This is a genomic window from Paenibacillus sp. JT31N7 (assembly GCF_059692095.1).
Genome location: NZ_JCAUAT010000004.1, coordinates 55027 through 82004, shown reverse-complemented (window position 1 = coordinate 82004; position 26978 = coordinate 55027). Strand labels below are relative to the sequence as shown.

The following is a 26978-nucleotide window of genomic DNA, read 5'->3' as shown; positions in this document are numbered from 1 at the left end:
AGGATCGATCCCAACAAATCCGAGTATTTGTAACATTTAGCTATGTTACCCGATTGCCGGACAGGCTTCTGTACTTGCCACTACCAAAATTTTTCGCCGTCACTTATGGTGTTCTTCGAACTGTCTATAGCGGCTCGTTTAAGGCCATCCATTTCGGATGTCGTGGACTTTTCATTTTGATTTACCTTCGTAACTCTCCCTCTTTAAAGATGGGGGTTAACCGACCATTCGCGAGCAGAGGTATCCGGTGTAAGACGGCAGCCTGTTTTAAATTCCATACTCCTAAATCAACTGATGTTTCTATGTAACCTACTATCTGATCAAAAGTAAAAACATTAAGTTTTTGATGTACAACTTCCTTTTCGTAATCCATATCTCCCCATACATAAGGAATAAATTTTTCGACATCTTGGGACATAACCTCTTGTAAATCAATGATGGTAGGAATGTAATACAGCGTCTTTCTCAGCTCATCTCTAAAACCGTAGTGTTCCAATAATTTTCCGTTTAGTAATCTGAAATCATTATGGTATAAACCATGTAATTCTTTATCTGCATCCATTCTATTTTTCAACCAAGCAAGATAAAAACCTTTCATCCATATTTCATCAGCAATTAAATGTGTATAGTATCCCAGTATATAATGATTATCTGTATGTGAACTATACTTATTTAAAAATCCTTTGTAGTCAACACTTCTAGAATAGTCCTGATGTTCACCTATAAAGAAATGTGATTCATTTTTAGTTGAAACGGCATCTGGAGCAATGCTTCCGAGTAAAAACGGCGTTCGATCTTCCATCGACAGACGCTCTGCAATTATATTAGCAATAATCACGTGCATTATTCTTGAACCCATATCACGGTCCTCCCCTTCTTCAAAGAATAAAAGAATATGTCGTAAGGTATACAATAAAAAATTTCGCCATCACTTATGATAAGGTTCAGCTTAACGGGTCTATCGGCGAAAATTACGAAAGGAGCTGTCGCGGCCAGCTCCTTAGTTGATGTTCTTATGGATTTTTATTTTCATGATCTGCACGACAGGCTGACGATTCGGTGCCAAGGCACTTCGAAAAGTCGGCCTTTTTATTGATTTACCTAATTGAGTTAACCGGCACGATACTATAATCCCCAAACCTCATCCTGTCAAGAGATAATGTGCGAATGAGCGACATAGCGGGGGTCCCCCCCAATGGTTTCGAAATACGAATGAATTTCCGAGAATGAAGAGCAATTTCGCTTTTTCCAATTCATCCGGTGTCACGTAAAATATTCTTCAGATCGATGAGGAATAAGGAAAGGAGATCTGCATGAACAGCGTGGACAAAATCAGATTTTTGCTCTTTTACGGCGAAGCGCCCGAGGCAACTTGTTACGGGTATCTGGAGCGGAATCGGGATGGCAATATGATCGCGCTCTACAATAGTTGCGGCGAGGAAATCGACATGTTTGGCGGACATGAATTTGTCAGGGTACGGGTGCTTGGCAAATTCGATGATGAAGACCGCGATAATTTTTACTCCTTGTTAGAAAGTAATGGTGTAGGATAACCTGCACGACAGACAGGTGAAGATTCGGTGTCACGACACTACGTGGAACGCAATGAATATTCTCTGGAGGTAGAAGATGAACAAACGGGTTCAAGAGGCAAGCGGAATGAAGAGAGGGGCGATGTTAGCCGCCCTGCTCATCGGTGCATTTATTGCGTTTCTTAACGAAAATTTACTTACCAATACATTTCCTGGATTAATGCGTGAGTTCAACGTTGCTGCTTCAACCATACAATGGTTATCGACCGGTTATATGCTGATGATCGGCATACTGGTGCCGGTGACCGCATTGCTACAGCATTGGTTCACGACTCGCCGGATGTTTATGTCCGCGATGGCGTTATTTTTAGCAGGTACCTGCTTGTGTGCAGTATCCCCTGGATTCGAAGTCTTGCTGATAGGCAGGGTTGTTCAGGCTTGCGGGACAGGATTATTGATTCCGTTGATGATGAATACGATTCTTGCCCTCTATCCTCCGGAACGCAGGGGGGCTGCCATGGGTCTCATGGGGCTTGTCATCATGATAGCCCCTGTCATCGGGCCAGCTTTGTCGGGGTTGGTTATCGATACCTTACACTGGCGGTGGCTGTTCTACATGGTGATTCCTGTCGCATTGTTTTCGATTATTTATGCATTCATTTACTTAAAGAATGTTACAGAAATAACCAAACCAAGGGTCGATCTTTTATCCATTGTTACGTCAACCGTCGGGTTTGGTTGTGTCACCTACGGTTTCAGCCAGACTGGTGTCTGGGCTGGTCCTGGGAGTTACAGTTTGATTGCCATAGGCGGCCTCTTCTTACTCTTGCTTATTTGGCGGCAGCTCAAGATTAAAGAGCCTTTGATTGATCTTTCCGTATTCCGGTATCCCGCTTTTTCTTTGGTAGCGGTATTGATAGTAGTGCTGATGATGGTTCTATTCGCCACCACGACATTGCTGCCGATCTATATGCAGGATGTGATGCAGTTGACAGCATTCGCGACAGGTCTACTTCTGATGCCAGGCTGCATTTTAAACGCAATGATGCTGCCTATGACGGGAAAATTATTCGATAAATTCGGGCCGAGATTCGTCATAATGCCCGGACTGGTCATGATCGCCCTATCGCTGTGGCTGTTTGCCGGTATCGACAGCGATACAACCCAAGGCTCCGTTCTGTCCAATCATGTCCTCTTATTCTTAGGCATATCGTTTGTCGTCATGCCGGCTCAGACGGCAGGAATGAATCAACTTCCGCGTCACCTGATCCCCCATGGCACGGCCATATACAATACGCTCCAACAGATTGCTGGGGGAATTGGCATCGCTTTGTTCGTCGGCATCATGTCGTCCGGAGCCAATCGTTATCTTCGCCATTCGCTCGATCCCACAGCGTTTCAAGATAAAACACAAAGTATCGTTGCCGGTTTGCAAACGGTTTTTTGGATTGAATTTATTCTCGCCATACTTGTTTTGGTGCTGGGTTGGTTTATAAATGGCCGTCTTTGCGCCGATTTTTCTCAAAAGAATGAACCCAAAAACTTGTTGCCTTAGGTCCAGATACACTTATTTCGCCATTATTTATGATAAGGCTCAGCTTAACGTGACTATCGGCGAAAAATGAAAAGAGGAGCCTGTCGCGGCGTGACAGCTCCTAGCGAATTCAAATGGGTTGACCTAAAACAATATTTTCCATATAAAATACGATGTCATTAAAGTACAGTAATCCCACTATTAAAAATGACTCTCAGATAGTCACCCTCAAAGTGAAACTCAACACTCAAAGTCAAATCATTGGGTTCGCCATCTGTCGTCAATGCATATTCGTAAGCAATTCCGCTTCCATCGTTAAAGTAATAGAAGGATTCTTGTTGATAAACACTGCCATCTTTATAAACAGGCCTAAAGGTACATTCTACATCAAACCTATCGATCTGCCCCAACTCATTATCTTCCTTAAAACTCTCGATGACCTCTTTTAATAGCTCAACGTCCCAATCCTGCATATCATCAACTTTTTGAGCAATTTCCTCATATCGTCCATCTGCGATGGAGTCAACAATCTCTTTTGCAAACGCCCGAATGATATCTTTCTCTTTACCGAATACCCGTTTAAGCATAACACGTGCTCCCTTATCTCCAGAATAGTCTACCTTATGAAGATCGTCCCTTAAATGCTTTACCGATGCGAGGGCTGGCAAACTTCTATTTAGTAGGTGGTACTTTCAATCTTAAAATCTAAATTGATGTCAAATTCCGCTGGCCCCTTCCTTTCTGTCTTTTGCAAAACAAACTCAAATGTGGGTTCATAATATGAATCCTGCAACGTTTCTCCACCCAATACTTCTATGCTGTACCAGCCGTTTTCAATTTCAATCATCGGCTTTTGGTATTGCCGGTAATGATTAAGTAAAGCGTTGACTCTTTCGTTAGTGAATTGTTCTAGTATTCGCCAAGTAAACAGCATCAGTATGTTGTTTTCAACTTTAAGCGAATAGCCACCACGTCTAAATTGTAAATGGCTATCTGACCTCAACAACTCCGGTGTATCGCCAGAAAGATTAAATATAATTGTATAGGGATAGTTTTCAATCCCTGCGATTGGAAGTACGATACCATCAAGCACGGCATGATCGCCGCTTTCGTTTGTTGTAAACTCCATGGCTAAGTTGTCCGAAAGATGATTGGACTGTTTCCAGCTCTCCAGCAGCAAAATATCCCCGAGAATGAAATAGTCTATCAGATCATTCAGCACTTCTGTAAATTTGTAGATCATTTAAAGCTCCTTTTTCTTCTTTAGTTAGGAATAAGAGTACTAATATTGTGGCATTTGCCAACCCGTTTCCTCATCCCAAATGGCATCTGTATCATCTAGATGAACATGCCAATCCCCATTAGAAATACTTCTTCTAATATACGTCAAACAGGTCAACCAATAATACAGCGCATTCAATATCACTTCAAAATCATCTGAAGAGGGTAGCTTTGTCGAACCTGCAAAGATCACGGTTGGTTCATCCTGATCATAGTCGTAAACACAAAATGTTTCTCCAATATCCTTCATTTCATAACCCGCATTGTATTTATCAATGATGGCTGTTATCTCTTGCTCCTCACTGTGGGTAAGGTTATGATTTCTCATACAAGTGTAATAAACAGAAACCCCCATGCTACATTTCCCCTCTTTTTTCAGTATATTGGAACTACCGTTCCCGTTTACCCTTAATCCGATGCCCACTTTTTGATCCCGTACCATTCTACTTACATTTCATTACTAATGCCTAACACTTCATCATTCTTCGTCAGCGTATGCTCAACCGGATGTATTCGGCTTGGTCTTCGATGCTGTACAATCGGAAGCTCAACTACTTCGTATTCGAGTTCGGTGTAAACGGCTTTCATCGCGTCAATGGTTCGGCGGGCTATTTTCAGGTCCTATTTTCGTTCGGCATCATTTCGATAAATGTCCGGCCATAGCAGAGCTCTGCGAAGAGCATTCTGTCTTTCCAATGTAGAGCGGCTGGTTGGTGATGACGAGCAGTGCTGTATGCGGTACATTATATCATGGAAGGTGTATAATAATCCCATATTATGGTCTTACAAACATGAGGGACATTCACGAGTTTCGACAAATGTGAGTGCCAGGCTGCATCTAATTTTCCTGCCAATATCCCTTACCAGACTGAGGGCAAATGCTCCGAGCTACAGATCCAATCAATTCCATCAACAGGGGCTTATTTAGTCCTGCAGAAATTCTAGCAATTGACATAACAAAATCACCGTCAATTTTTTCTTGTGTTTTTTGTTTTGAACTATAAAACTGAAAACATGGATGGGATTGTTTGCCTGAAGTCAAAGACTGTGCCGAGCGAGCGCATTCATTTATCCAATCAATAGAACAGGAGAGATCACGTTGCAGCTCCCAGATTCCACTTATTCCGCAATTAGGGCTCTATGCAAACAAGGCGATGATTTAGTGAAGACAGGCGATTTTGACGCCGCCAAGCAAAGTTATATGGCCGCCCTTCGCTTATTGCCTGAAAATCATCAAGAATGGGAGGCCGCTACCTGGATATATGCAGCTATTGGAGATGTCCACTATCATATGAGGAATTACGATAAGGCCTTCAAGTGCTTTTTTAATGCCGTGCAGTGTCCGAAGGGGTTGGGGAATCCGTATATTCATCTTCGGCTGGGGCAGTTATATTACGAACAGGAAAACTTCGAAAAGGCAGCTGACGAGTTAACCCGGGCTTACATGGGTGCCGGTATTGAAATTTTTATGGAAGACGACCCCAAGTATCTTGAGTTTTTGGAGACAAACATAGAGATATGAAAATTCAGGTTAGTTTCACCTATCATTAAAATCTGTTGTTATCTCTGTTGCTGCTCGATAACAGAGGCATTTAAAATTACCGTTATAAACGAAACAAACCCGGCCTTTAGAAAGGTCCGGGTTTGGAAGAAGTTTTCTCTAAGCTGCTTTAAACAATTGTTGCTATGTACCCTGTATTCTTACCTTTTTCAACCGCTTCGACATAGCCATCGAAATAATAGGGAATATCATCTTCTTTACCATTCCGAATTCTGCCTCTAACTTTATCGAAGGCAAATATAGAAATTGAATATTCAGGCTCTCCAGTAACTAACACGGGTTGGTCTCTTTCTTGTACCCAAATGTACCGTCCCCCATAATTCCTTCTCGCCACTTCGAAAATGTAACATCCAGCCATAGAAGAAACAGAATCCAATGTATTATCATCGATTCCATACTCACATAATTCTTCTAGCAATTCGTCAAGTTCTCTTAGACTTTGCACACTATAATCAAAATTTCCTTTATCAGAAAAATTATTTACGAAACTCTCTGCTGTAGTAATAATGTCATGTTCTAATTTACTTTTCATAATGCTCACCCCCTTGAATAGTGGGCTTACAGTTAGAAGTATTCACCCTTTAACTTTTACTATCCTGCCAGTTAGCTGAATGCAAAAACCTGGACATGCGGCAGCAGCTTCCTCAAGAGAATTGCCAAAAGCCCGCTACAGGGCGTTCTATCTCGGTCGCCCCAATTATAGCGAAGATATATAGGGATCCAAAACCAAAAGGATAACTGTAATTGTCATGAATCAACGTTTCGGGGTAACCATCTTCATCTACTTGAAATAAAAAGGAAAATGACTCCTCCCCCAGCTTCGCAAAATAATAGTCTTCATTTTGAATAAGTCTCGGGTTTCCTCCTACTTTGATCAAAAAAGACTGATCCATCGATTTCTCGTCATTGCTTAATGTCCCATTCGAAATGATGTGTTTTATAAGGCCTGGATTAGTGAACATCTCTTTGGTGCTCTCAGTTGAAATGGGGTGTTCAATCACCTTGATCGAGCAATTAGGATATAGATTATTTTCCAAATACTCCTCATAGTCTTCAGGAATGAAGATCGAAATCATGCTCTCCGGTTTAAAGGGATGGACGAGGGTCAAGTAAAAAACATATTTCTGGTTACCTTCATGGATGAGGTCATCTTGATCATCAAAAAAATCGGGTGCATTTCCACCGATCCAGCCTGTCCCCTGATCTTTCCGCAGGTCAGAATCGGCATAGTAAAGAATACTATCCGTTCGCTCAACTAAAACGTTTATTTTATTGTCCAAAGGCATTCTACAACTCTCCTTCAAGATACTTAACGAGGTACCTCTTAGGCCGCCAGGTCCTAGACTACTTATTCCCTCTTCTTGTAAGATAGCTGTCCCGCCTATTAAACAGGAAATCTCGATATCATCTATATCCACCATCTTATCCTTCTCTTTATCATAGTACTCCCCAAATAAAAATAAAGATTCTTGTTTCCTGCTCAATAAGTAGGGGATGATTTTTTCACAAAATTCTGTAACACTTTTAAACATACTCTCCGTTGCAATCCCCGATTCATCGATAACCAATAATTCTTTATGTTCAACAAGAGCAGGGTTGCGATTTAAATGGTACAGATGAAAGGAAGTCCCCTTGCGATACTCTTTATAAATTGGAACTTCTATGTTATCGATAAAATCTCCATCTGTATAATTCAAGCTAAACTTTACGGTCATTTCTATTCTCCTTTATGCGACATTTCCGATGGTGATTGCCTAAAATATAATGTTAAGGCCACCCTGCAGCAGGATAGCCTTAACTTGTGCCTAGCGTATATTTTGTTAAAGCGTCAACACTTCCCCTTAACCGCTCTTCCAAAGTCAAGCGCAGCTCATCAGGAATGCGTTCAAACTCGACCCCTTTCCCCAAAAACAAAAGCCAATCCGCATAATACTCCAGCGCCTCAATATCGGTCACATCCAGTTGAGCATTGAAAATCCCACTCGACTGGAACATCCCTGTAAAGGACAAAATAATCCCCGGCGGGTGCAAGCGCTTAAAGCGCTGAATCCCGGTCGCATCGAGCTTTACAATCAGATTGGACTCACGTGCGCCAAGCCGTTTTTTGTTTAAAATCTCTTGCTTAGGCCGCCTCATCTTCTCCTCAGAAATGGCCGAGTCCCGCAGCATCTCAACAGGCAAATAACGAAACTCATCGGTATCAAGATCATAAACCTCGACCAGCCAATGAGCGTTTGAATTAAAAATATGAATCAAAAAAACGTCCATTAACTGTGGCCACCCGGGACTCGGCTCATAAGTCAAACGCAAGTGCTTATCCCGCGCAGCAAGCGAAATCAACTGGTTCAACTCCGCAGGCGCCGCATCATCAAGTTCCAATAGATTCGGATTAGCAGGATTTGTATTTTCAAAAAGCAAGATATTATTAAGCTCGATCAACTCGTCGTGCTGGGTTTGCGAAGCGATGCCAATGAGTTTTTCAGTGATGGAACGGCGATTTTGCAAATAGGGCAGCTGCGAATTTTTCGAAGCGATAAAGCTGATAAATATCGCTTTCAGCTCTTCTGGCGTGAAACGGACGGCGGACAGATACTGATTTTGCAGGACATTGTATCCACCCCCGCGTCCAAGCTCGGTCGTCAGCGGAAAACCCATCGCCTGTATCTCGTTAATGTCGCGGATCGCCGTCGCGCGGGAAATCTTGAACTCACGCTGAATCTCTGCAATCGTGAAATGCGCGCGGTTATTGATGAAGCGCATGATCAGGTTCACTCGTTCTATCTTTTTCATGATTTTATTGTATCAGAAATGTAGCATTCATACTGATTTTGATGCTGATTTTGCATTACTTTTTGATATCGGATAAAAGGTTTCATTTTTTGATACATTTAGCGAATAGTATCAATCTTGTAAGATATGACCCTAAAGGAGAGATCAAAATGTCTAACTACTCCATCCAAACAATCTCGGAAAACTACAAAATGACTGCTTTCGGTGTTTCACTTGAGGACTACAACGACTGGGCGGGTAATGCCGCCAAAACTGCGGCGAAAAAAGCTGAAATCACTGAAAACGGCAAGCTTGCCAAACTTCTCGCGCTCGCTGACGGACAGGAATATCAAATCAACTACGTTATCGACGGCAAAGCCTGGCGCGGCTTCGGCGTGAAGGGTGCATACGACATGGAAGACACGGTCGTCCTCGACTTCCTCGCTGGGGATCACCTCGTAGTGCCTGGCACAGGCTCTGACCAAGACCGCCTTGCTGACGAAATAACAGGCAAAGTTTTCGGTGGCCTGCTGCAAGAAATCACGGACTACAAATACGTTGGTCCAGGTAACTCGACATTCGTCAAAGCAATTGAAGACGGTAAATTCTACGGGGAAATGTGGCTTCGTGTAAAAAAAGTAGTAGACTAATCTCAGTCAAAGGAGGTCTCTCATGGCAAATTACACCGTTGAACACAAAAAATCATTTACATTGACCGCTTATGGTTTCTCACTTCAATCGAATTTTCAAGACGCTCCAGCTCTGCAAAAGGAAAAAGCAGAGTTTTGGGCAGAACTCAAGGCCGACGGACGTTTTGATAAGCTCAAGGCGGCCGCAAAAGATAATCGCGAATGGTCCGTCAACGAGGTTTATCAAGGCAGACCGTGGAATTATTTCGCGGTAGAAGCCGGCAAATCGGTGGCTGACGCAACACGCATCATCGAATTTCCGGAAAGCGAGTACATAGTGCTCGCAGGAATCGGCGAAAAGGAAACTTTGTTTGATCAATTGACTTACCGCGCTTTTGGCGAAGTCTTGGCACAAATCACTGACTATGCTTACATCGGCGGTCCAAATGCGACTTATCGCAAAGAAAACGGTAACGGCACTTTCTATGGCGAATTTTGGGTTCCCGTGGTTAAAAAATAGTAGGATGGCAAGTGTATACCACCTATTTCTCGAAGATACCTCCTTTGTAAGCCAGAAGGCTGCCCTGAACGGGGCGGCCTATTTACTGTAGATGCAACATTGATATGATTCAGCTTAACAGGTCTATCGGCAAACTCAGACAAATATTTGACATATCAGTACAAAATAATTATTATGTTTTTATTAGAGAGCAGGAAGGGGGGCAATGAAGTGAGGAAAAGCGGAAGACCACGAGAATTTAAGGATACCGCAGTGATCGATTCGGCCATGGAATTATTCTGGGAAACCGGCTACGAGGCTTGCTCGACAGAAGATTTGTGTAAACAAACCGGTCTTGGAAGAGGAAGCTTATACAATGCATACGGAAGTAAGCATGAGCTTTATGAACAAGCCCTCTTGCATTACCATGAAATCGGCATCCAAGCCCAGACTGAGATTCTCCAGGGACAGGGGCCTATAAAAGACCGCTTTCGTGCTTTGTTGGATTGGGCCATCCAAGAGGACTTTGCAAACGAAAATCGAAGAGGCTGCTTATTGATCAATGCCGCAATGGAGCGTGCGCAAAGAGATCCGGTGGTCGAACGCCTATTCAAACGACATGTCGATTTGCTGGAGCAGGCTCTGCAGCAGGCTATTGAGACGGGGCAGATGTCGGGAGAGATCCCGCGGACACATCAGGCTTCGGATTTAGTCCACCTCTTTCTAGGCAATTATTATGGACTCCGGGTACTCAATGCCGCTCAGAATCGTGAAAGGGCCGTTCAAATGGCCAAAGCAACGTTGGAAATCGTATTTTAGCGTTGCGCTTTTTTTACGGCTTATTTTGTACTGATTAATAAAAAATTAAAGACGTCTAAGCAGATCACCTTAGAAGCATTATCACGTCTCATTTTGTACTAATCATTACAATTTATTAAGAAATGGGGGTAATTGCTATGCCGTTTGCTATTTATGTACTGGGGATGATGATCTTCTCCATGACCACTGCAGAATTCACGGTAGCCGGAATTATGCCTTCGTTATCGAAGGAATTTGACGTATCCATTGCTTCCGTCGGCTACCTTATAACCGCTTATGCTGCAGGGATGATTGTGGGGGGGCCCTTGTTAGCGATTGGCTTGTCCAAAGTGTCGAAGAAGAGGGCCTTCTTGTTGATTTCCGCCATATTCCTGCTCGGTCAGATTCTTGGCGCTTCAGCCATCAGTTATGAGGTGATGATGGTTGCCCGGATCATGACTGGGGTTTCCTCCGCTGCCTGCTTCGGCATTTCGCTGGGTATTTGCTTTGACTTAGTCAGTCCTCAGTACCGCGGTCGTGCCGCTTCCATCGTCCTTGGCGGTCTAATGGTTGCTACCGCGCTCGGCTTGCCCGCGGCGATGCTATTCAACCAATATTTCGGATGGCGGTCCAGTTTCTGGGCGGTTGTCGTACTAGTTTTGCTGTCCGGAATGTTGGGCATGAAAGCGATCCCCACCGCATCCCATTCGGAGTCCGTTAGTTTGCGCAGTGAACTGGCGAGTTTCAAAAATCCGAATCTATGGGCTGCCTTTGCGACCAGCCTTCTCATTATCGGGGCGACGTTTGCCGCATTCAGTTATTTTACACCTATCCTTACCGACCTCTCCGGCTTTGACACCGCTATGGTTCCGCTTATATTAGGAATATACGGCATAGCCACCATCGCAGGAAACCTTGTTACCGGCAGAACTGCCGATCGATATATGATGCCAACCCTAACCATAGGATTGATGCTCTTAACTGCAGCGCTGATGATATTTGGACTCTATCCACGCAGTCCGTACATTTCAGTCATCGCCGTCATTATGATCGGCCTAACGGGGGTGACCCTGAATCCCGCCATGTCGACCCGCATCACCCGCGTTGCAGGGACCGGCACGCTTGTTACGACCGTTCACGGATCGATTATTAGCCTCGGCGTCGTCGTCGGATCCTTCATCGGAGGACTGACAATCGACAGCGGATACGGGCTCCACTCTCCGTTATGGGTCGGTTTTATTCTGGCGATCCTGGGCTTGATTTCATTGCTTCCCTACTTAAAGAGAGCTAAAACGTCAGCCATCATGATGAAGAGCAAGGTTGAGAGGTATCGAGAGAACCATTCTCCCTTATAGACTTTGTTCGGTCACTCCCGTCACCGGATCGAAGGTCAGCATTTTCGTCCCTATCTTATCGATGAAGAAGCGATCATGACTGACCGTAATGACGGCGCCGGGAAAATGGATTAGAGCTTGCTCCATGACCTGAATACTCATGAGATCCAGATGGTTGGTAGGCTCGTCCAAGATGATAACCGCCGCACCCGATAGAAGACACTTAGCCAGCGCCACCCGAGCCTTCTGTCCGCCGGACAGATTGCCGATTTCCTTGCTCAGATCCGCCTCCGAGAATTGCAGCATCGATAGAAATTTGGCCACCTTTTTGCGCGGGGCGTCCAGCCCCAATCCATACGTATTCACCGCGTGGCTAACGGTATCCTTGGGATCAAGCTCCTCCCACATCCGGTTGAAGTAGGCGTAGCTAACGCCCTTCTCCCAGATAACCTCTCCCGACTCCGGCTTCTCCGCCCCGGCAAGCGTCTTGATGAGCGTGGACTTCCCGCTTCCGTTCGGCCCCGCGATGACCAAGCGATCTTCCTTCTGAATATCGAAGCTAACGTTCTCGAAGATCTGCCTGCCCTCGTAGGTCTGTCCGATCTTCTTCACTTCGCATAGCTTATCCGGGAAACGCAGCCTCTCGTAAATATCGGTAATCAGTACGTTAACGGGATGCGGCTCGATCCGCTTCTTGTTATCCGCCAGCTTCCGTGAGAGACGGTCCTTGGAAGCGGATTTCCTGCTCGCGCGGTCGTCGATCGCCTCAGACTCCATGAGCAGCAGCTCTTCCTCCCATTCGAACTGACGGTCCAGCTCCTTCTTGCGCATCTTCTTCTTACGGACGTAATCGGTGTAGTTGCCTTCGTATTCCTGAAAATGAAAATTCTCGATCTCGATCGTACGCGTGACGACCTTATCGATGAATTGCCGGTCATGCGACACCAGAATCATGGCTCCCTTGAACCGGTACAGCCACTGCTCCAGCCATGCAATGCCTTCCATATCCAAGTAATTCGTAGGCTCGTCGAGCAGAACGACATCGGGCAGCTCGATTAGTAACTTCGCGAGCGCCGCACGGTTACGCCATCCACCGGACAACTCATCGATCGGCTGATTGCGAGATCTGTCGTTGAACCCTAGCTTCGTGAGCACTGTGTTAATCTCGACGGACACATTCCAGCCATCGAGATGATCCATTTGCTCGAATAACTCCGCCTGCCTCGCTAGCAGCCTCTCCATTTCGTTATTGTCTGTAACCAAACCCAGCTTATCTCCTACCTCTAGTAGCTCTCGTTCGATAAGGGCAACCTGCTCGAAGCACATTTCCAGTTCTTGCTGAACAGACAGGCTTCCGCTCAATTCCGAAAATTGAGAGAAATATCCGATTTTCAACTGAGGATTTATTTCTACTCTGCCGGAAGTCGGCTCCTCTTTGCCCATAATGAGCTTAAATACCGTCGACTTGCCGGCACCGTTTCGTCCGATCAGGCCGATACGTTCCCCTTGCATAACTCGAAAATAAATATCGCGAAAGATCATGGACCCTTCATACTTCTTCGTGACGTTCTCCAAACGTATTACGCTCATGGCTATCACCCTTACTTTAGCAAGATGTCGAAAATATTAAAGTTTTTATTCTACTGGCGGCAGCGAAGTTCGCAGCAGGGTCTCCATGTCGGCAATCGGTACGGCCAAGCCGGCCTCTATCATTTGGTCTTGATGCTCGACATCGGCAGTGGCGAATACAACGGCGATGGCTTTGCCACGCTTGTTAATGACGGGAGAGCCGCTATTGCCGTTATAGACCGGCGCATCAAGGGCCATGACCGGCGTCTGACGGCCTTGGATCGGGACCAAGCCGATAATAGCCCCTTTGATGGCGATTTGCGTGAGATGAAGCGGATTGCCAATCACGTAGATTTGTTCATCAGGCTCCCACTGTTTGTTGTCTCGCTCGACTTCAATAAACGGCAGCCGTTGATCCCCGATGTCCGCCTTCAGTATGGCGATATCCAGATCGGGATCGCTGCCCGACAGCTCCGCTTTATAACTCTGACTTTGCCCCGGGAATTTCACTATAATATAGCCGTTATCTTCGATGACGTGGTAGTTGGTCACAATATAGCCGCCGTTAATGTGAAATCCGGTGCCCTTGCCGTTGTCCGTGCTGACTGTAACAACCGCTTCTTTATAGCTTTGGATTTCAGTTTGGCTGGATAATTCCCTCGACCCGAACAAGAGCGGGAGCGTCTTCATGTTGTAGATTTGCGGCCAGAAGGCCAATATATTTCCGACTAGACCGGCAACGAGCAGGAATATGACCGTATTTCTGATCCACTTCCGTCGGTTGGCCGATGAACCCCCGTCGTCGTCCTCCTCTTCCGACTCAAAGTCCCACTCCTCGTCTGCATATGGGTGGTCATTCTCATGTTCTTGCTTCTCTTCGGAATGAGAAAGAGAGTTCTCTTTGTTTCGACTCGGATTATTTTCCATGCGCATCCCTCCGTATTCGCCGTAATCTTGTCCCGTTATTGTATCATCAAACTGCCTATAATTGGGGGAAGATGGCGGCAACGTCCTGCGTCGCATTGAATACATTATTAGTCCAGTTGGGAATTCAAACAAACCACTTCCGGGAATGGAGTGGTTTGTTTGGGTTACATCATTGATATTTTTCCACTATCATCATGTTTTATTGCTAACTGACCTCACTTCGAGGGTTGTCATTTAAAGCCTTTTAATCAGCTCTTCCAGCTCCTCTACCAATCCTTTTGCAAGTTCAAAATTAGTATCTTTTAAAGCCAATTCTATTTTCATTTCAACTGACTTTTTGTTTTGTTCCGCTTCTAAATAGTCTTTATCAAAATGACTAGCATAAATCATCTGTCTAAATTTTCGCATACTCATTTTTCTAATCGTCTTATCTTCAATGATTAATACATAATCCATACCATTTACAACAGAATAGAAATCATGAGATATCATGAGAATCGCACCTTTATAATCTTCAATGGCTTTCTCCAGTGCTAGTTGTGTATAGGTGTCTAAATGGCTTGTAGGTTCATCAAGAAGCAATACGTTTGCCTTACTGGCAGAAACTTTGGCCAATTGGAGTATGTTTTTTTCTCCACCAGATAAAGATCCTATCTTCTGATTAACGATTTCTCCTTCAAAGCCATAGTGAGAGATATACGATCTAACCTCATCATAAGTACTAAACCCAGCCTCAATGAATTCTTCTAGTATTGTATTAGAATCCTTTAACACCTCGCCTTGAAACTGAGATAGATAAGTCACTTTTGCATCCGCATTTATTTCAATGGAATCATGATTTTTTTTAAAGATATCTCGGAGTAAAGTCGTTTTTCCGGTACCGTTTGGACCGATAATAGCTACTTTATCCGTAGATTTTATCTCAAAGCTAACCTTGTCTAACAGCAGCTCATCAAAAGCAACACTATAATTACTGACCTTTACAACAATGGTGTCTTCAATCTCATGATCAATATCAAAACTAATATTCGGCTGCTTAATATCAACAAATGGCGCTTTAATTCTACGCGCTTCCAATCTCTCTTGAAATCTAACTCTAGCTTTTAACGCCCTCCCTCTGGATGCTTCTGAATTAATAGTTGCGATAGCTCTAAGATTATCAATAATGTTATCGTATCTCTCAATTTCTTCTTGTTCAGCGACTGCGATTTCTTGCAACTCAATTTTTGTCTGAAGTAATGAGAAATTATACTCAATATATCGCCCATCGAACTCTTGGATCTCCATGTTTTCAAGGTGTATAATTTTGTTGAAACAATGATTGAGTAGATATCGGTTGTGCGTAACAACTAGCAGCATTCCTTTGTGAGAGTTAATAAGTTTTTTAAGAGCATTTAGATTTTCGAAGTCTAAAAACACATCCGGTTCGTCCATAATCATTAAGTCGGGACGATTAAGCATTTCCTTCATCACTTGAATAAGTTTGAATTCCCCGCCGCTCAGGTCGGCTACCTTACTATCTCTTCGCTTCATAAGGTTTGCTACATTTAGCTGCTTATGAATGTTGCTTTCAAAATCATCCCCACCGATAGCATCCATTGCGTCTAAAGCGAATTGATACTTTTCCAGTAACGGCTCTATATCTGTTGAGGTTTCCATTTCCGTACAAATCGATTGAATTTCATTTTGAAGCTTTATAAATGGTTCTCCTATATATTCAAAAACGGTTGTTTCTTTCGTGTTGTCTAGTTCTGAGAACTGACTTACGTATCCAATTGTACAATCGGGGTCCATCTCTAATTTACCATCGAAAAGATATCTTTCCGGGTCCATCAGTATATCTATCAATGTGCTTTTCCCACTGCCGCTTGTTCCGATAAAAGCGCAATGTTGTGCTTCTTCTAACGTAAATGAAATGTTGTCAAATAGTTCTTTTTGCGGAAACGAGAAGGATAAGTTATCGACTTTTATCATAGTATTACCTTTCTTTATCACTAAAATAGTGGGTATTGGATGTATTGCAAACCATGTATTTTGAATTTACCGCTGTATTTACCGCTGTTAGAGTAACACTGTTTACAGCCAACTTCAATCCCATTGTATCCCTTGTGGTCCTTATCGGATTAGCTGTCATTGCGGCGGGTGGCCGTTTTTAAGCCGACGTTAATCGGGTCTTAGATCAATGGTCTTTGGGCTGTATGCCATCTTTACCATTTATCGTTATAATGAAGGGAGGATTTACGAGCGGCCAAAGCTCAAGAAAGGAATGTCCGGCATTATGACGATAACCGAGTCAAATCGACTGAGCGAGCTGAGCATTGAAGAGTGTCAGGGCCTGATCGCAGGCTACGCCGAGGAAGCGGCGAGCAACCCGTTTCAAATAAACTACGGTAACGAAGTGCGCTCCAAAGTGCGTCTCTTTCTGTCCGAATTGACACCCGAGGAGGCCTGGCTGCTCGAGCTGAACATCGGGCTGTTTTTGCTTCGCAAGCAATCGACCGACCGCCACTCGGGCTACTTCGCCCAGGTGGCGGCATCCGAGACGATAGATACGATTGAGGCTCACCTCAATAGCGGCTTGCCGCCGGAGATCGCGGTCAAGCATCAAGGGCGACTGCTGGAGACGGCCGTTTACATCCGCGAAACGGTAAAGGCGAATGCGTGGTTCCCTCCAGTCTATTTGGATATCTATGTGGAGCTGTGGTTGATTCTGGTATCGTCCGATGCGGACAGCCCTCGCCTCTTTAAGGAGGAGCTGTCCCATTTGGCCGATGGATTCGGCAAGGAAAATAAGCTCTTCCCGCTTGTCGCCCGCGCTTGGATTCACTTCTGGCTTCAAGAGGATCAAGCTGCTTGGCGGCTGCTCGAAGCAGCGGAGCGGCATCGGCTAAATCCCGGGCATGTGTTCCGCTTTCTGCGCGTGCTGGAGGAGGCTGGCGAATGGATACGGCTAGAGGCTTGGCTAAGCCATTGCGCCACCGAGCGGGTCGGTCGCAGCCCCGGCAGCCTGGATACATACGGACGCTACTGGGAAGCCGTCGTCGGACATTTGCCGGAGGCCGAGAGGAACATGTGGAGCGCGATTACGAGCCTGCTTCCCTACTCCAGCAGCCTGTACGAGGAGAGCCTGATGCGCTTCGGCCGTTGGCGTCAGTGGGTTGATTATCAGCTTAGCCTCGGAAGCGATCCGCTCGACTTCCGGGCGAAGGATCTGCAGCCCATCGAGAAGGAGGCCCCGGAGGCGCTGCTGCCGTTCTACCACCAAGGCACAGAGAAATACGTGTTGTTAAGAACCCGCCACGGCTACAAGCGAGCGGTGAAGCTGCTCAAACGGCTGGCCAAGCTGTACAAGAAGCTAAAGCGTGAGCAGCGGTGGGACGTGTACATAGAGACATTCGTGAGCCGGCATAGCCGGCTGCGGGCCCTCCAGGAAGAACTGCGGAAAGGAAAGCTGATTCCATGACGACGACGATCGATAATCTGGATACCATCGCGGTTCGAATGATGTTGACGTCGCATGGCGACGCGTTGTTCTTCGCGGACCCGGATTCGCTGCGGGAGTGGACCGGGCTTCAGCTGAAGCATCGCCTGTTCGCCTGGCACGAGCCGTCCTTCTATGGCACCGAGCTGGAGCTCGTCAAGGTCGGGGAGCTCGAAGCCATTGTGCTGCCCGCCGAAGAGGTCATCCCCTTCTTTGCATCTGGACCTCTACTGGCGCATATGGAGTGGAAGTGGGAAGACGATGCCGCGCGCTTGGCCGAATTGGCGCCAATGCTGGCCGAATGCCTGGAGAAGCGGCTGTACGCGCCCGATCTTGCGGCTTACCGCAGCGGCTCGCTGCGCTGGAGCTGGGATGCGGCGGCGGTCGGTGCGACCTTCGGACAGGCGCGTCGCGACGAACTGGACCTGAAGAGCGGCAGTTGGAGCGATGAGGCGCGCGACGGGCTGAAGGCGGCCTTCTCGGCGGCCGTCATGAGCCGCTTCTACGGAACGGAGCCGGACGAGGCGGATCTGCGCCGCGAATTCCCGGCCCTGTTCGCGCGCGAGAACGCGGCGGCCGCGACGGCGGGACTGGACGACGAGAGCTGGCTCGTGCAGATTGGCTGGAAAGCGGATGTCGCGCCGTTCCGCCCCTTGCTGCAACTATTGGAGCCATGGGAGGGCGACGAGCACTCCCGCTGGCGGCTGCGGTTCGTGCTGCAGGACAAGAGCGATCCGGCTAAGCTCCGCAGAGTACGGCTCGGCGACGACGGCTCGGCGGTCGGCAAGTGGCCTGACGCATGGGCGGAGGCTATCCGCAGCCGCTCGGACGGTTGGCTGCAACGGCTGCGAGCCAGCCTTCCGCACGATCGGCTGTCGCGGGGCGAGGACGTGCTCGGCAAGCCGCTTGACGACGAGGCGGCCTGGCGGTTTCTGAACGAGGACAGCCGCCGGCTGCTCGAAGCCGGCTGGCAGGTGCTGCTGCCCGCATGGTGGGAAGCCGCCAGCCGCAAGAAACCGCGGCTGCGCGCGGCGGTGCAGTCGGAGGACGAGTCCAAAGAACGTGGCGGCATCAAGTCTTTATTCGGGCTGGAAGCGATTCTGAGCTTCAACTGGCGCATCTCTATTGGCGGCGCCGACCTGAACGAGGAGGAGTTCGACGAGCTGCTCGCGCGAGGGGAGCGTCTCGTGAAGTTCCGGGACCGCTGGATCGTGCTCGACCCGGCGCTGATTGCCCAGATCCGCCGCATGATGGAAGGCATGGACAAGAGCCAGGGATTGAGCTTCCAAGATGTACTGCAATTGCATTTGCTCTCGCAGGCCGAGACGGACGTCGGCGCGGATGGCGGAGCCACAGATGCCGGCGCGGAGACATTCGGGACCAATGCTGCTCGCGTTGAGCTCGATGTCGAGCTGAACGCGCATTTGACCGAGCTATTCGCCAAGATTAATCAGCAGAGCGAATGGCCGCGGCTCGATCCGCCGGCCGGTCTGCGTGCCGAGCTGCGCAGCTACCAGCAGGACGGATTCACCTGGCTGGCTTTTCTCCGCCGCTTCGGGCTCGGGGCCTGTCTCGCGGACGACATGGGCCTCGGCAAGACGGTCCAGTTGATTGCCTACCTGCTCTACGCCAAGGAACAGGCGGACGAGGGGATGGGACTCCCTTCGCTTATCGTCTGCCCCACGTCGGTGCTCGGCAACTGGCAGAAGGAGATCTCCCGCTTTGCCCCGTCGCTGCGAGTGGCCATGCATTACGGCTCCGGGCGTAAGAACGGCGACGCGTTCCGGAACGAGGCCCGCAGCGTTGACGTCATACTGACCTCCTTCGCTACCGCCTCGCTCGACCAGGAGACGCTCGCCCGATTCCAATGGGGCGCTGTCTGTTTGGACGAGGCCCAGAACATTAAGAATGCCGGGACCAGGCAGGCCGCGGCGGTCAAGAGCTTTCCCGCGCTCCATCGCATCGCGCTCACCGGGACGCCGATCGAGAACCGGTTGGCGGAGCTATGGTCCATCTATGATTTTATCGTGCCCACCTATCTCGGGGCTGCCAAGTCGTTCCAGGAACGGTTCGCCTCTCCGATTGAGCGTGAGCAGGACGGGCGTCGCACGGCTGAACTAAAGCGGCTAGTGAAACCGTTCATGCTGCGACGCAAGAAGAAGGATCCCGCCATCCAGCTCGACCTGCCGGACAAAAACGAGATGAAGACGTATGTTCCACTGACCTCCGAGCAGGCTGCCCTGTACGACAATTGCGTTAAGGAGCTGCTAGAGAAGCTGAAGAAGCTCGACGGCATCCAGCGCAAAGGCGCTATTCTCGGGGCACTGACGCGGCTCAAGCAGGCTTGCGACCATCCAGCTCTACTGGATGAGGATATGGGAACGGAGCTGGAGGATGGCCCTCTACATACGGAGGCGATCGTCGCCCGCTCCTCCAAGCTGGAGAGGCTGCTGGCCATGGTCAAGGAGCTGCGCGAGGCGGACGAGCGCTGCCTCATCTTCACGCAATACATCGGCATGGGCAAGATGATACAGGATGTGCTGCAGCGGGAGCTGGACGAACCCGTGCTATACCTGAACGGCAGCACGCCGAAGGCGCAGCGGGACCGGATGGTCGAACGGTTCCAATCCCGCGACCTTCCGCCGTCCGAGCAGCCGAACGTGTTCATCCTCTCCCTCAAGGCGGGAGGCGTCGGGCTTAACTTGACCGCGGCGAACCACGTCTTCCACTTCGACCGCTGGTGGAACCCGGCCGTCGAGAACCAGGCGACCGACCGCGCCTACCGGATGGGCCAGACGCGCGACGTGCAGGTGCATAAATTCATCTCGCTCGGCACGCTCGAGGAGCGCATCGACGAGATGCTGGTGAACAAGCAGCAGCTAAGCGACAACGTCATCTCCAGCTCGGAGGGCTGGATTACCGAGCTGTCGACGGATGCGCTGCGGGAGTTGTTCTCGCTGCGGCGGGACTAGTCTCGCGATTAAGCGGGATTTGGCAACCTAGCATGGGTTCCTTACTTTCCTCCCTGAGAAATTCTTTAATCATCTCAAAGTATCGAAAACCACATGATAATTGCGACAGACGAAAACCTTGTTACGGTTGAAACTTTTGAAATTGCCCTCCAAGCAAGAAGGATCCGGAAGCTTACTTTCAGATCCTTTGCCCAGGGGTAACTAATTATTATTTCGTTTGTTAACTTCAATCGCAATGAACTCCGGAAAATATATCCATATATCCATTTTGTATATTTCTTTCAGAGTCGGTACTCAGGTCACTAACCAACAATCCCAATTTTTCATCGTCACTTATGATAAGGTTCACCGTACTGACGCCAAGCACAAAATTTATTTTGACAATAAGATATACATTAGCATATAAAACAAAGCCACTCTTTACAATGGAGTGGTTTTTATGTATGGTTTCCTTTCATTTCATCTGTTGCTTCCCTTAATTGATTTGTACCCTTCGTCAGTCCAAGGAAACTCCCTAATAGCAACAACATCAAAATTAAACTCATGTAATAAATCCGCCGCGGTGCATAATCCCCAGCCTTTTACTCGATCTAAGGACTTCGTCTAACGAGCACGAGGTCTGCTTTTCTAAGACGCTCTCTCTTTCTCGTCGTTGACTGAAAAGATATGAAGTGGTCGATTCGGTGGAATATCGACCTCAAGGGAAATATTCAGCTTCCTTGCGGCTATATGCAAATTTTGCAACAGCGTGAACCATTCTGCGTCCGAGCATGAATAATTTTTAGTTTTGATGGTAAAGTTCCTGCCATCCTGCTGCCAGAATATGATCTTTCTGCCTCCGACATTTTCCAAACTTGCATGGCAATCTACGACGATTTTCCTGATTTGGTCTGCGGGCAGTTGATTTCTTTCGGAGAAAATAATTCGGTTTTGCTCAAAATCTACGACGATCCGTTGGGTCTTTATTGTACTGTAAGTAAGTGTTAATCGAGTCGCGGGGGATATGGAATAATCTGTACTTGCTTGTAACTGCGCCGTTGCTTCAAGTGCCTCCAATTTCCGATTATTCAGCTGTTCATTTCTTTGCAACAACCGATCCTCCACTTTATAATGGCCCTCGATAGATCTAATAGGCAGTTTGATGACCTGCTCGGGCGTATAAAGAATGTATTCTTGCAGCCAGAAAAAACTAAAGCGTGCGATTCTGAATTTTTGCTCGACCCCGATCAGTTCCTCGAATGCCACATCGTAGCGACGGCCCCATTTCGAGAATTGAATCCGATCATGCGACATTACGATGGAATACGGTGGCCGCAAGTAGCCGGATAGCGCTGTTCCGCTTATGAATAAAAAAATGCCCAGACACACAGCTGAGCCATTGATCGCCAGCATTTTCAGATCTTCCGACAGAAAGGACAACCATCCCATGAGGGGAAACTTGACCGAAAGGATCAGAACCGAAAATATTCCAACTAAAAGAAGGGACACAAAAAGCGATACCACTGCAGCAAATCCAAGAGATTTAAACAACGATTCCCGCCTCAGTATTTCAGTTGGCGCTTTGTTCTCTTGCCCCCATTGCTTCTGTTTACACTGATGTTTCGTGTTTATTTGTTTATTCATAGTTAAACTATAACACCCTCCTCTAGCAAAACTGTAGATCCGGGGCTTAGTAGTAATCGAGCTTTTCTTGTATTGTAAAATAGTGACAAAATGTTTTATAAACCTCATATACCTGAAAGGATCACCTTTGTCGAATCACCCCCGAAAATAAAGGAGAAGACGAAATATGGGAATCATGGCCTGTTTCTTATCATTAAACGATGCTTTAGCGGATGAAGTTGCCCAGTTAGACAATGCCCGTATCGTCGAGAAGGTCGAGGAACTTATGGGAAAACAACGCTGTCCAGTATATGAGATGGATAAATTATGGGACGGATTGCATTGTCTGCTAACCGAAAACTCTGCCTCACAGCCGATCGAGGATCACCCATTAAGCGAGGCTATTGTAGGAGTCCACGTGCTGGATACGGAAGAATTCGTAAGTGCCATTGGTTCGGATGAACTTTCCCGCATTCTCGAAGCCCTTCATTCTGTGGATAGGACCGTCTTGAAGCAACATTTCAACCCTGCCGATTTTAGATCAAAACAGATTTACCCGGATATTTGGGTGGACGATGAAGCTGAGGAACGTTTCGCAGAGCTCATAACGGAACTCAACCAATTAACCCATTTTTATGAACAAAGCCTTGCCCAAAGTCATGATATATTGATCAGCATTTATTGAAACTGCTGCATGCCGCGGCGCATAGCTGCCAACCTTTCAATACCCGATCCAGGGGCTATGATCAAGCCTACATAACATGCACGGAAGGCCGCCGAAAAAATCTGTGGCCTGATTGATTTCAAATTTTCACTTTGTCGGTTACGCTCCGCTCTGTTCCGCGGTCGCAGATACTATCAAGTTCTATCATAAAAAATCAGCTAACGGTTCATTAGGATTTTCCTTTCAGGGCATCTTCATTTAACTTCAGAAAGAGCCAGATTTAGCAGCTTACCTAAGCCTCCATCAATTTTTTCGGGGTCACTTATAGCACTGTTACCTCGATTAACCTAATCGCCCGATTTCCAGCAGAGTAACATAGAACTCACCCTCAACGAGGAGACCGAGAAGCATTTTTTAAGCGTAGCCCCCTCCGTTGAACTGAGGGGCCTTCCTTTATCCGACCGGAAAAGCTCTAGAACTTGAGCGTTCTCTAGAATGTCCCTTCTAGTCTGGTACACTCACGAGGAATGGCCTCGTCGCAATGTCTTGCTTAATCTGATTCATGCGTCCTATTGTGGACTTTAAATGCTTCTCTTCTTGCTTATCGTAGTAGAAGATATTTCTTTCGGCATTAACAATGTGAAACCTAGAATATCTCCTATGCAAAAGTGGATGTAGTAACCCACTTGAACTCGGCATTAGACTGGGTACAAAAATACTCCTATCCTTTTGGCAAAGAATAAGTAAGAGATTAGGATTTAGCGCAATCGAATATTCCTCAAAATAAGGTGGCTCTGGCCATTCACCTTCTTTCATTTGTTTAGCCTTCTGCAAATGGTAAATGCGAGCCAACGGGTTGTCGCTAGTGTATAGTTTTATAGGAGAGAAACAAAGAAACCAGTCGAAATTGGTAAGAAAAAAATCCCCAAGTCTTTCTATAGCTCCTGTTTGAATATATTGGTAAAAGTAAAACGAATCCATCTCGCCTAAACTCTGCTTAAGATCAATGCCCATGCTTTGAGCAATTGCCTCATTGAAATTCTCCAATATTATTTCCGACTTGTTCCGCCAAGAGGGGGTTCGAATTGCTTGCAAAGCTATAAACTCACTAACCATCCGCTTCTCTTCATCCAAAATAAGTTGATCGACCTGTTCCTCATCATATTCAATCAATTGGCCTTGTCTCTCAGAAATATTTCTGAAAAGGGTTGCCCATTCCCCTTCTAAGGAACTAAACAGTTGTTCTAGCTCTTGAGGATTGTAATTTCCAGGTACAGTAATCCCCTTTTCTTTAAGTTGTTCTGGGGTAACGTCATAATACTTGTGCTTCTTAGCGATACTAGCTACATTTGTCCTGTCGTATACCCTTCGAATCTTGTCAAAGTGCTTAATAAAGTAATTGTCACCTTTAACCTCTGAAGCAAATTGTCTAAGGTAAAACTGTGGAACATAGTGCTGCCTTTTTACCATATTTGTCATGTCTAACCATCCCCTCTATAAATTTCGCCGTCACTTATGATAAGGTTCAGCTTAACAAAGCTATCGGTAACGACGTCTGCTGACAGAATCGCGGCTCTTTTATTTAAAGAGTTTCAAACATAAAGATCAGTTAAGCCTTGGAAAAATCCAGTGCATGTTTAAGAAAATAAAGGCACTGTTGTATGCAAAGCTAACAGTATTAGGGTAGATTATGTAGAACAAGAAATTAAAGCCGTGTTCAGTGGTTGCTGGAATAATCCTCAGCTTATAGATGAGTTGGCTGCATCTAATTAACGAAAAACGAACGGTCGATAAAAAGCCGTTGGAGCAAGAGCTACAACGGTATGAAAAGGAAATAGTTTATCTTGACCCTGAAAAGGACAGTATTACATGCTATACGAGGAAGACGTATTGAAGCCAACGGGGAATTTAAGGCAAAAATGATTAACTATTAAGCAACGGACAATGGCTTTTAAATCGCTTCACAGCTCAGCTATAAGAAGCAACTTAATTTGACAATATGGCTCCTATATCGGCGGAGATGGCTAGAGGGCTGTTAGTATCCTTAAGCACAATCTTTGGTAATATAGATCATGAAAAGCTTAAAAAGATTAAACATGCGCTTTTAAACCCAAGTTACGGTGACATAAGATAGGAAGATAAGTCGAATTGAGTTGAATTCGAATAGAACTGTATGTTTATTTTTAAACAAATAAATAAAGTGTGTTGAAAAACAACTCCTTCATTTATTCTCCTTAATACTAATTAAAGAATAAGATACTCTTTCTTCACTTGTAGCGGGGTTTATTTCCAAAGTCTCCTCTAATTCAACAACAACATTGTATGTCGGAACTTTAAAAAATACTCCTCGATCTACTTGATCTAATAGCTCATCTGATAGAGTGCCCTTATATCGCTCACCTTCAGTTGATACAAATTCAAAGCTAGAACGCTTATTTCTTTTATCAATTTGCACACCAACCAAATGTAAGTCCCCAGTCAGCTTAACGATTTGAACTGAATCTTCGCTCTCTAATTCCATAATATCTATCGCTTTTCGTATTTGTTCAATAGATAAGCTCTCAGTCCTTTTGCCCTTAAATGGAGACCCCCATTCTGCCTTAAAAGAAATATTAGCATGATCAAGAGCCTGTAAAAAGAATCGGTATCTTGCAATAGACCTGCCCTGAAGCATAGATAACTCAGCTTGAAGAATTTCTTTATTTGATCCAGCTGCTATCAAATTCATAAATATATCTAATGCTTCATGTATTTGCGTAGGAATTAAGCTGCTATATTTTGTTTCAAGACGTATTCCAACAGACGCAGCGAAGTTTCCAGCATAGTACATAGTGACTTCGTCCTTAGTTGATTTTCGAATCCTCCCTCTTGCGCCAGCATCTTTATGTGCTAGAGCCTCCAGCATACCTTGAGAACGTAGTAGTATAGACCCTAAATTATTAATTTCCATGTATTGGGAATGACTACCATCATTTAAGTATAACAAAAATATGTCTCTAAAGATTTGATTAGCTTCTTTTTCTGTATCTATATCCACTACTGGAAGCCTTCTGTCAGGCAAGTTTAACTTAACATTCTCATCAGGCAGATCTCTCTCATTTAACTCATTACAATACCTTATAAACGCTGCTCCTTTTGAATTATCATAAGGAGTTGTAATTTCCCATATCCACCCATTTTCAGCATATAACAAAGAATCACGCAATGTTAACTTACCAGTTCTTACAAATTCAATTCTTAGTTCAGTTGAAGGGACACAAAACCATTTTTCCATAGCATCATCATCTTCTATAAGATGAACAACATATTTTGAGCTTGTCTCATCTTCACATGAGAAAATAAAAGGTCTATCATAAAATAGAAGATATTCTATAATCTTTAAAGTTCCTAGAGGTGTAACAAAGGGCTCCATATAGTTTCTCCCCCGTTATACTACGCTAAAATGATTCATTACCTCTTTATCTTTAAACACCCAATATGTTAAATGCGTCGGTCTTTCTTGAGTGGGAGTTGACTTGACCATGCCATATTCAGGGTTAGTTACACCGGTAGCTATCTTTTTCTTAGGTAGGTTATTTCTTTTGAAATAGATGGTTCCTGCTAATACTTCATTCTGCTGAATTGCATCTTCGTAATTTTCAAATACAGACAGCCCACATGCTTGGCATAGATCAGTTCTTATTTTTCTACCCTGAACTGCTAAGGATTCGAAATCAGTTGCCGTCGGAGGATCATTATCTACCAAACGAAAAACAACTATCGACTTTATCTCTGCATCAATTGGACAGCCTTCTGGAAAGTGCTCGGGCCACATTCTATTATCCTC

24 protein-coding genes are annotated in these 26978 nt (G+C 45.9%); 10 read left to right on the top strand and 14 right to left on the bottom strand.

The features are described 5' to 3' along the window. Positions 1-181: 181 nt before the first annotated feature. Complete coding sequence (locus AC58P5_RS19025) at positions 182-859, bottom strand: zinc dependent phospholipase C family protein (RefSeq protein WP_497389256.1); 678 nt, start codon at positions 857-859, stop codon at positions 182-184. Between the two features lie 454 nt (positions 860-1313). Here AC58P5_RS19025 and AC58P5_RS19020 point away from each other — a divergent pair, with 454 nt between their 5' ends. Together AC58P5_RS19020 and AC58P5_RS19015 are read left to right on the top strand one after the other, a co-directional pair. Then, on the top strand, positions 1314-1553 hold the full coding sequence (locus AC58P5_RS19020; RefSeq protein ID WP_497389254.1) for a hypothetical protein: 240 nt from the start codon (positions 1314-1316) through the stop codon (positions 1551-1553). Between the two features lie 76 nt (positions 1554-1629). Then, on the top strand, positions 1630-3087 hold the full coding sequence (locus tag AC58P5_RS19015; protein WP_497389252.1) for an MDR family MFS transporter: 1458 nt from the start codon (positions 1630-1632) through the stop codon (positions 3085-3087). Between the two features lie 158 nt (positions 3088-3245). On the opposite strand, the gene AC58P5_RS19010 is transcribed toward AC58P5_RS19015, so the two are convergent. The 3 genes from AC58P5_RS19010 to AC58P5_RS19000 form a co-directional block, all read right to left on the bottom strand. Then, a complete protein-coding gene (locus AC58P5_RS19010) occupies positions 3246-3653 on the bottom strand; it encodes a DUF7668 domain-containing protein (RefSeq protein WP_497389250.1) in 408 nt (135 codons plus the stop codon). A gap of 89 nt (positions 3654-3742) precedes the next feature. Next, complete coding sequence (locus AC58P5_RS19005; RefSeq protein ID WP_497389248.1) at positions 3743-4309, bottom strand: hypothetical protein; 567 nt, start codon at positions 4307-4309, stop codon at positions 3743-3745. A 39-nt stretch (positions 4310-4348) separates the two neighbouring features. After that, complete coding sequence (locus AC58P5_RS19000; protein ID WP_497389247.1) at positions 4349-4702, bottom strand: hypothetical protein; 354 nt, start codon at positions 4700-4702, stop codon at positions 4349-4351. A gap of 744 nt (positions 4703-5446) precedes the next feature. Between AC58P5_RS19000 and AC58P5_RS18995 the strand changes: the two genes are divergently transcribed. Next, on the top strand, positions 5447-5869 hold the full coding sequence (locus tag AC58P5_RS18995) for a tetratricopeptide repeat protein (protein ID WP_497389245.1): 423 nt from the start codon (positions 5447-5449) through the stop codon (positions 5867-5869). 148 nt (positions 5870-6017) lie between these two features. On the opposite strand, the gene AC58P5_RS18990 is transcribed toward AC58P5_RS18995, so the two are convergent. From AC58P5_RS18990 to AC58P5_RS18980, 3 genes are all read right to left on the bottom strand, one after another. Further along, on the bottom strand, positions 6018-6440 hold the full coding sequence (locus AC58P5_RS18990; RefSeq protein ID WP_497389243.1) for a hypothetical protein: 423 nt from the start codon (positions 6438-6440) through the stop codon (positions 6018-6020). A gap of 112 nt (positions 6441-6552) precedes the next feature. Further along, positions 6553-7194, bottom strand: a complete 642-nt coding sequence (locus AC58P5_RS18985) for a hypothetical protein (RefSeq protein WP_497389790.1) — start codon at positions 7192-7194, stop codon at positions 6553-6555. Positions 7195-7702: 508 nt separating this feature from the next. Further along, positions 7703-8680, bottom strand: coding sequence for a helix-turn-helix transcriptional regulator (locus tag AC58P5_RS18980; protein ID WP_497389241.1), 978 nt, complete (start codon positions 8678-8680; stop codon positions 7703-7705). Between the two features lie 167 nt (positions 8681-8847). On the opposite strand from AC58P5_RS18980, the gene AC58P5_RS18975 reads away from it, so the two are divergent. From AC58P5_RS18975 to AC58P5_RS18960, 4 genes are all read left to right on the top strand, one after another. After that, positions 8848-9327 (top strand): hypothetical protein, encoded by a 480-nt coding sequence (locus AC58P5_RS18975; RefSeq protein WP_497389239.1) that lies wholly within the window; start codon positions 8848-8850, stop codon positions 9325-9327. 22 nt (positions 9328-9349) lie between these two features. Further along, positions 9350-9826: a GyrI-like domain-containing protein gene (locus AC58P5_RS18970; RefSeq protein ID WP_497389237.1), complete on the top strand. Its 477-nt coding sequence runs from the start codon at positions 9350-9352 to the stop codon at positions 9824-9826. Between the two features lie 210 nt (positions 9827-10036). Further along, on the top strand, positions 10037-10624 hold the full coding sequence (locus AC58P5_RS18965; protein WP_497389235.1) for a TetR/AcrR family transcriptional regulator: 588 nt from the start codon (positions 10037-10039) through the stop codon (positions 10622-10624). 137 nt (positions 10625-10761) lie between these two features. Then, on the top strand, positions 10762-11958 hold the full coding sequence (locus tag AC58P5_RS18960) for an MFS transporter (protein WP_497389233.1): 1197 nt from the start codon (positions 10762-10764) through the stop codon (positions 11956-11958). Here AC58P5_RS18960 and AC58P5_RS18955 read toward each other — a convergent pair. The 3 genes from AC58P5_RS18955 to AC58P5_RS18945 all read right to left on the bottom strand — a co-directional run bounded on the left by AC58P5_RS18955 (position 11953) and on the right by AC58P5_RS18945 (position 16407). Beyond that, positions 11953-13527, bottom strand: a complete 1575-nt coding sequence (locus AC58P5_RS18955) for an ABC-F family ATP-binding cassette domain-containing protein (RefSeq protein ID WP_497389231.1) — start codon at positions 13525-13527, stop codon at positions 11953-11955. The genes AC58P5_RS18960 and AC58P5_RS18955 overlap by 6 nt on opposite strands. Positions 13528-13572: 45 nt before the next feature. After that, positions 13573-14433 (bottom strand): S1 family peptidase, encoded by an 861-nt coding sequence (locus AC58P5_RS18950; protein WP_497389229.1) that lies wholly within the window; start codon positions 14431-14433, stop codon positions 13573-13575. Between the two features lie 234 nt (positions 14434-14667). Beyond that, positions 14668-16407, bottom strand: coding sequence for an ABC-F family ATP-binding cassette domain-containing protein (locus AC58P5_RS18945; protein ID WP_497389227.1), 1740 nt, complete (start codon positions 16405-16407; stop codon positions 14668-14670). 304 nt (positions 16408-16711) lie between these two features. Here AC58P5_RS18945 and AC58P5_RS18940 point away from each other — a divergent pair, with 304 nt between their 5' ends. Together AC58P5_RS18940 and AC58P5_RS18935 are read left to right on the top strand one after the other, a co-directional pair. Next, a complete protein-coding gene (locus AC58P5_RS18940; protein ID WP_497389225.1) occupies positions 16712-17896 on the top strand; it encodes a hypothetical protein in 1185 nt (394 codons plus the stop codon). Next, complete coding sequence (locus AC58P5_RS18935; protein ID WP_497389223.1) at positions 17893-20886, top strand: DEAD/DEAH box helicase; 2994 nt, start codon at positions 17893-17895, stop codon at positions 20884-20886. Before AC58P5_RS18940 ends, AC58P5_RS18935 begins: the two co-directional genes overlap by 4 nt. A gap of 627 nt (positions 20887-21513) precedes the next feature. Here AC58P5_RS18935 and AC58P5_RS18930 read toward each other — a convergent pair. Further along, positions 21514-22509, bottom strand: coding sequence for a hypothetical protein (locus AC58P5_RS18930; protein ID WP_497389221.1), 996 nt, complete (start codon positions 22507-22509; stop codon positions 21514-21516). 166 nt (positions 22510-22675) lie between these two features. Between AC58P5_RS18930 and AC58P5_RS18925 the strand changes: the two genes are divergently transcribed. Then, a complete protein-coding gene (locus tag AC58P5_RS18925; protein ID WP_497389219.1) occupies positions 22676-23173 on the top strand; it encodes a YfbM family protein in 498 nt (165 codons plus the stop codon). A gap of 483 nt (positions 23174-23656) precedes the next feature. Here AC58P5_RS18925 and AC58P5_RS18920 read toward each other — a convergent pair whose 3' ends face one another. From AC58P5_RS18920 to AC58P5_RS18910, 3 genes are all read right to left on the bottom strand, one after another. Next, positions 23657-24631, bottom strand: coding sequence for a DUF4238 domain-containing protein (locus tag AC58P5_RS18920; protein WP_497389217.1), 975 nt, complete (start codon positions 24629-24631; stop codon positions 23657-23659). A gap of 742 nt (positions 24632-25373) precedes the next feature. Beyond that, entirely contained in the window at positions 25374-26564 is a 1191-nt protein-coding gene (locus AC58P5_RS18915) for a DUF6575 domain-containing protein (RefSeq protein ID WP_497389215.1), read from the bottom strand. A 15-nt stretch (positions 26565-26579) separates the two neighbouring features. Further along, the gene (locus AC58P5_RS18910) at positions 26580-26966 is read right to left on the bottom strand and encodes a hypothetical protein (protein ID WP_497389213.1); all 387 of its coding nucleotides are present in this window, start codon (positions 26964-26966) and stop codon (positions 26580-26582) included. Positions 26967-26978 lie beyond the last annotated feature (12 nt).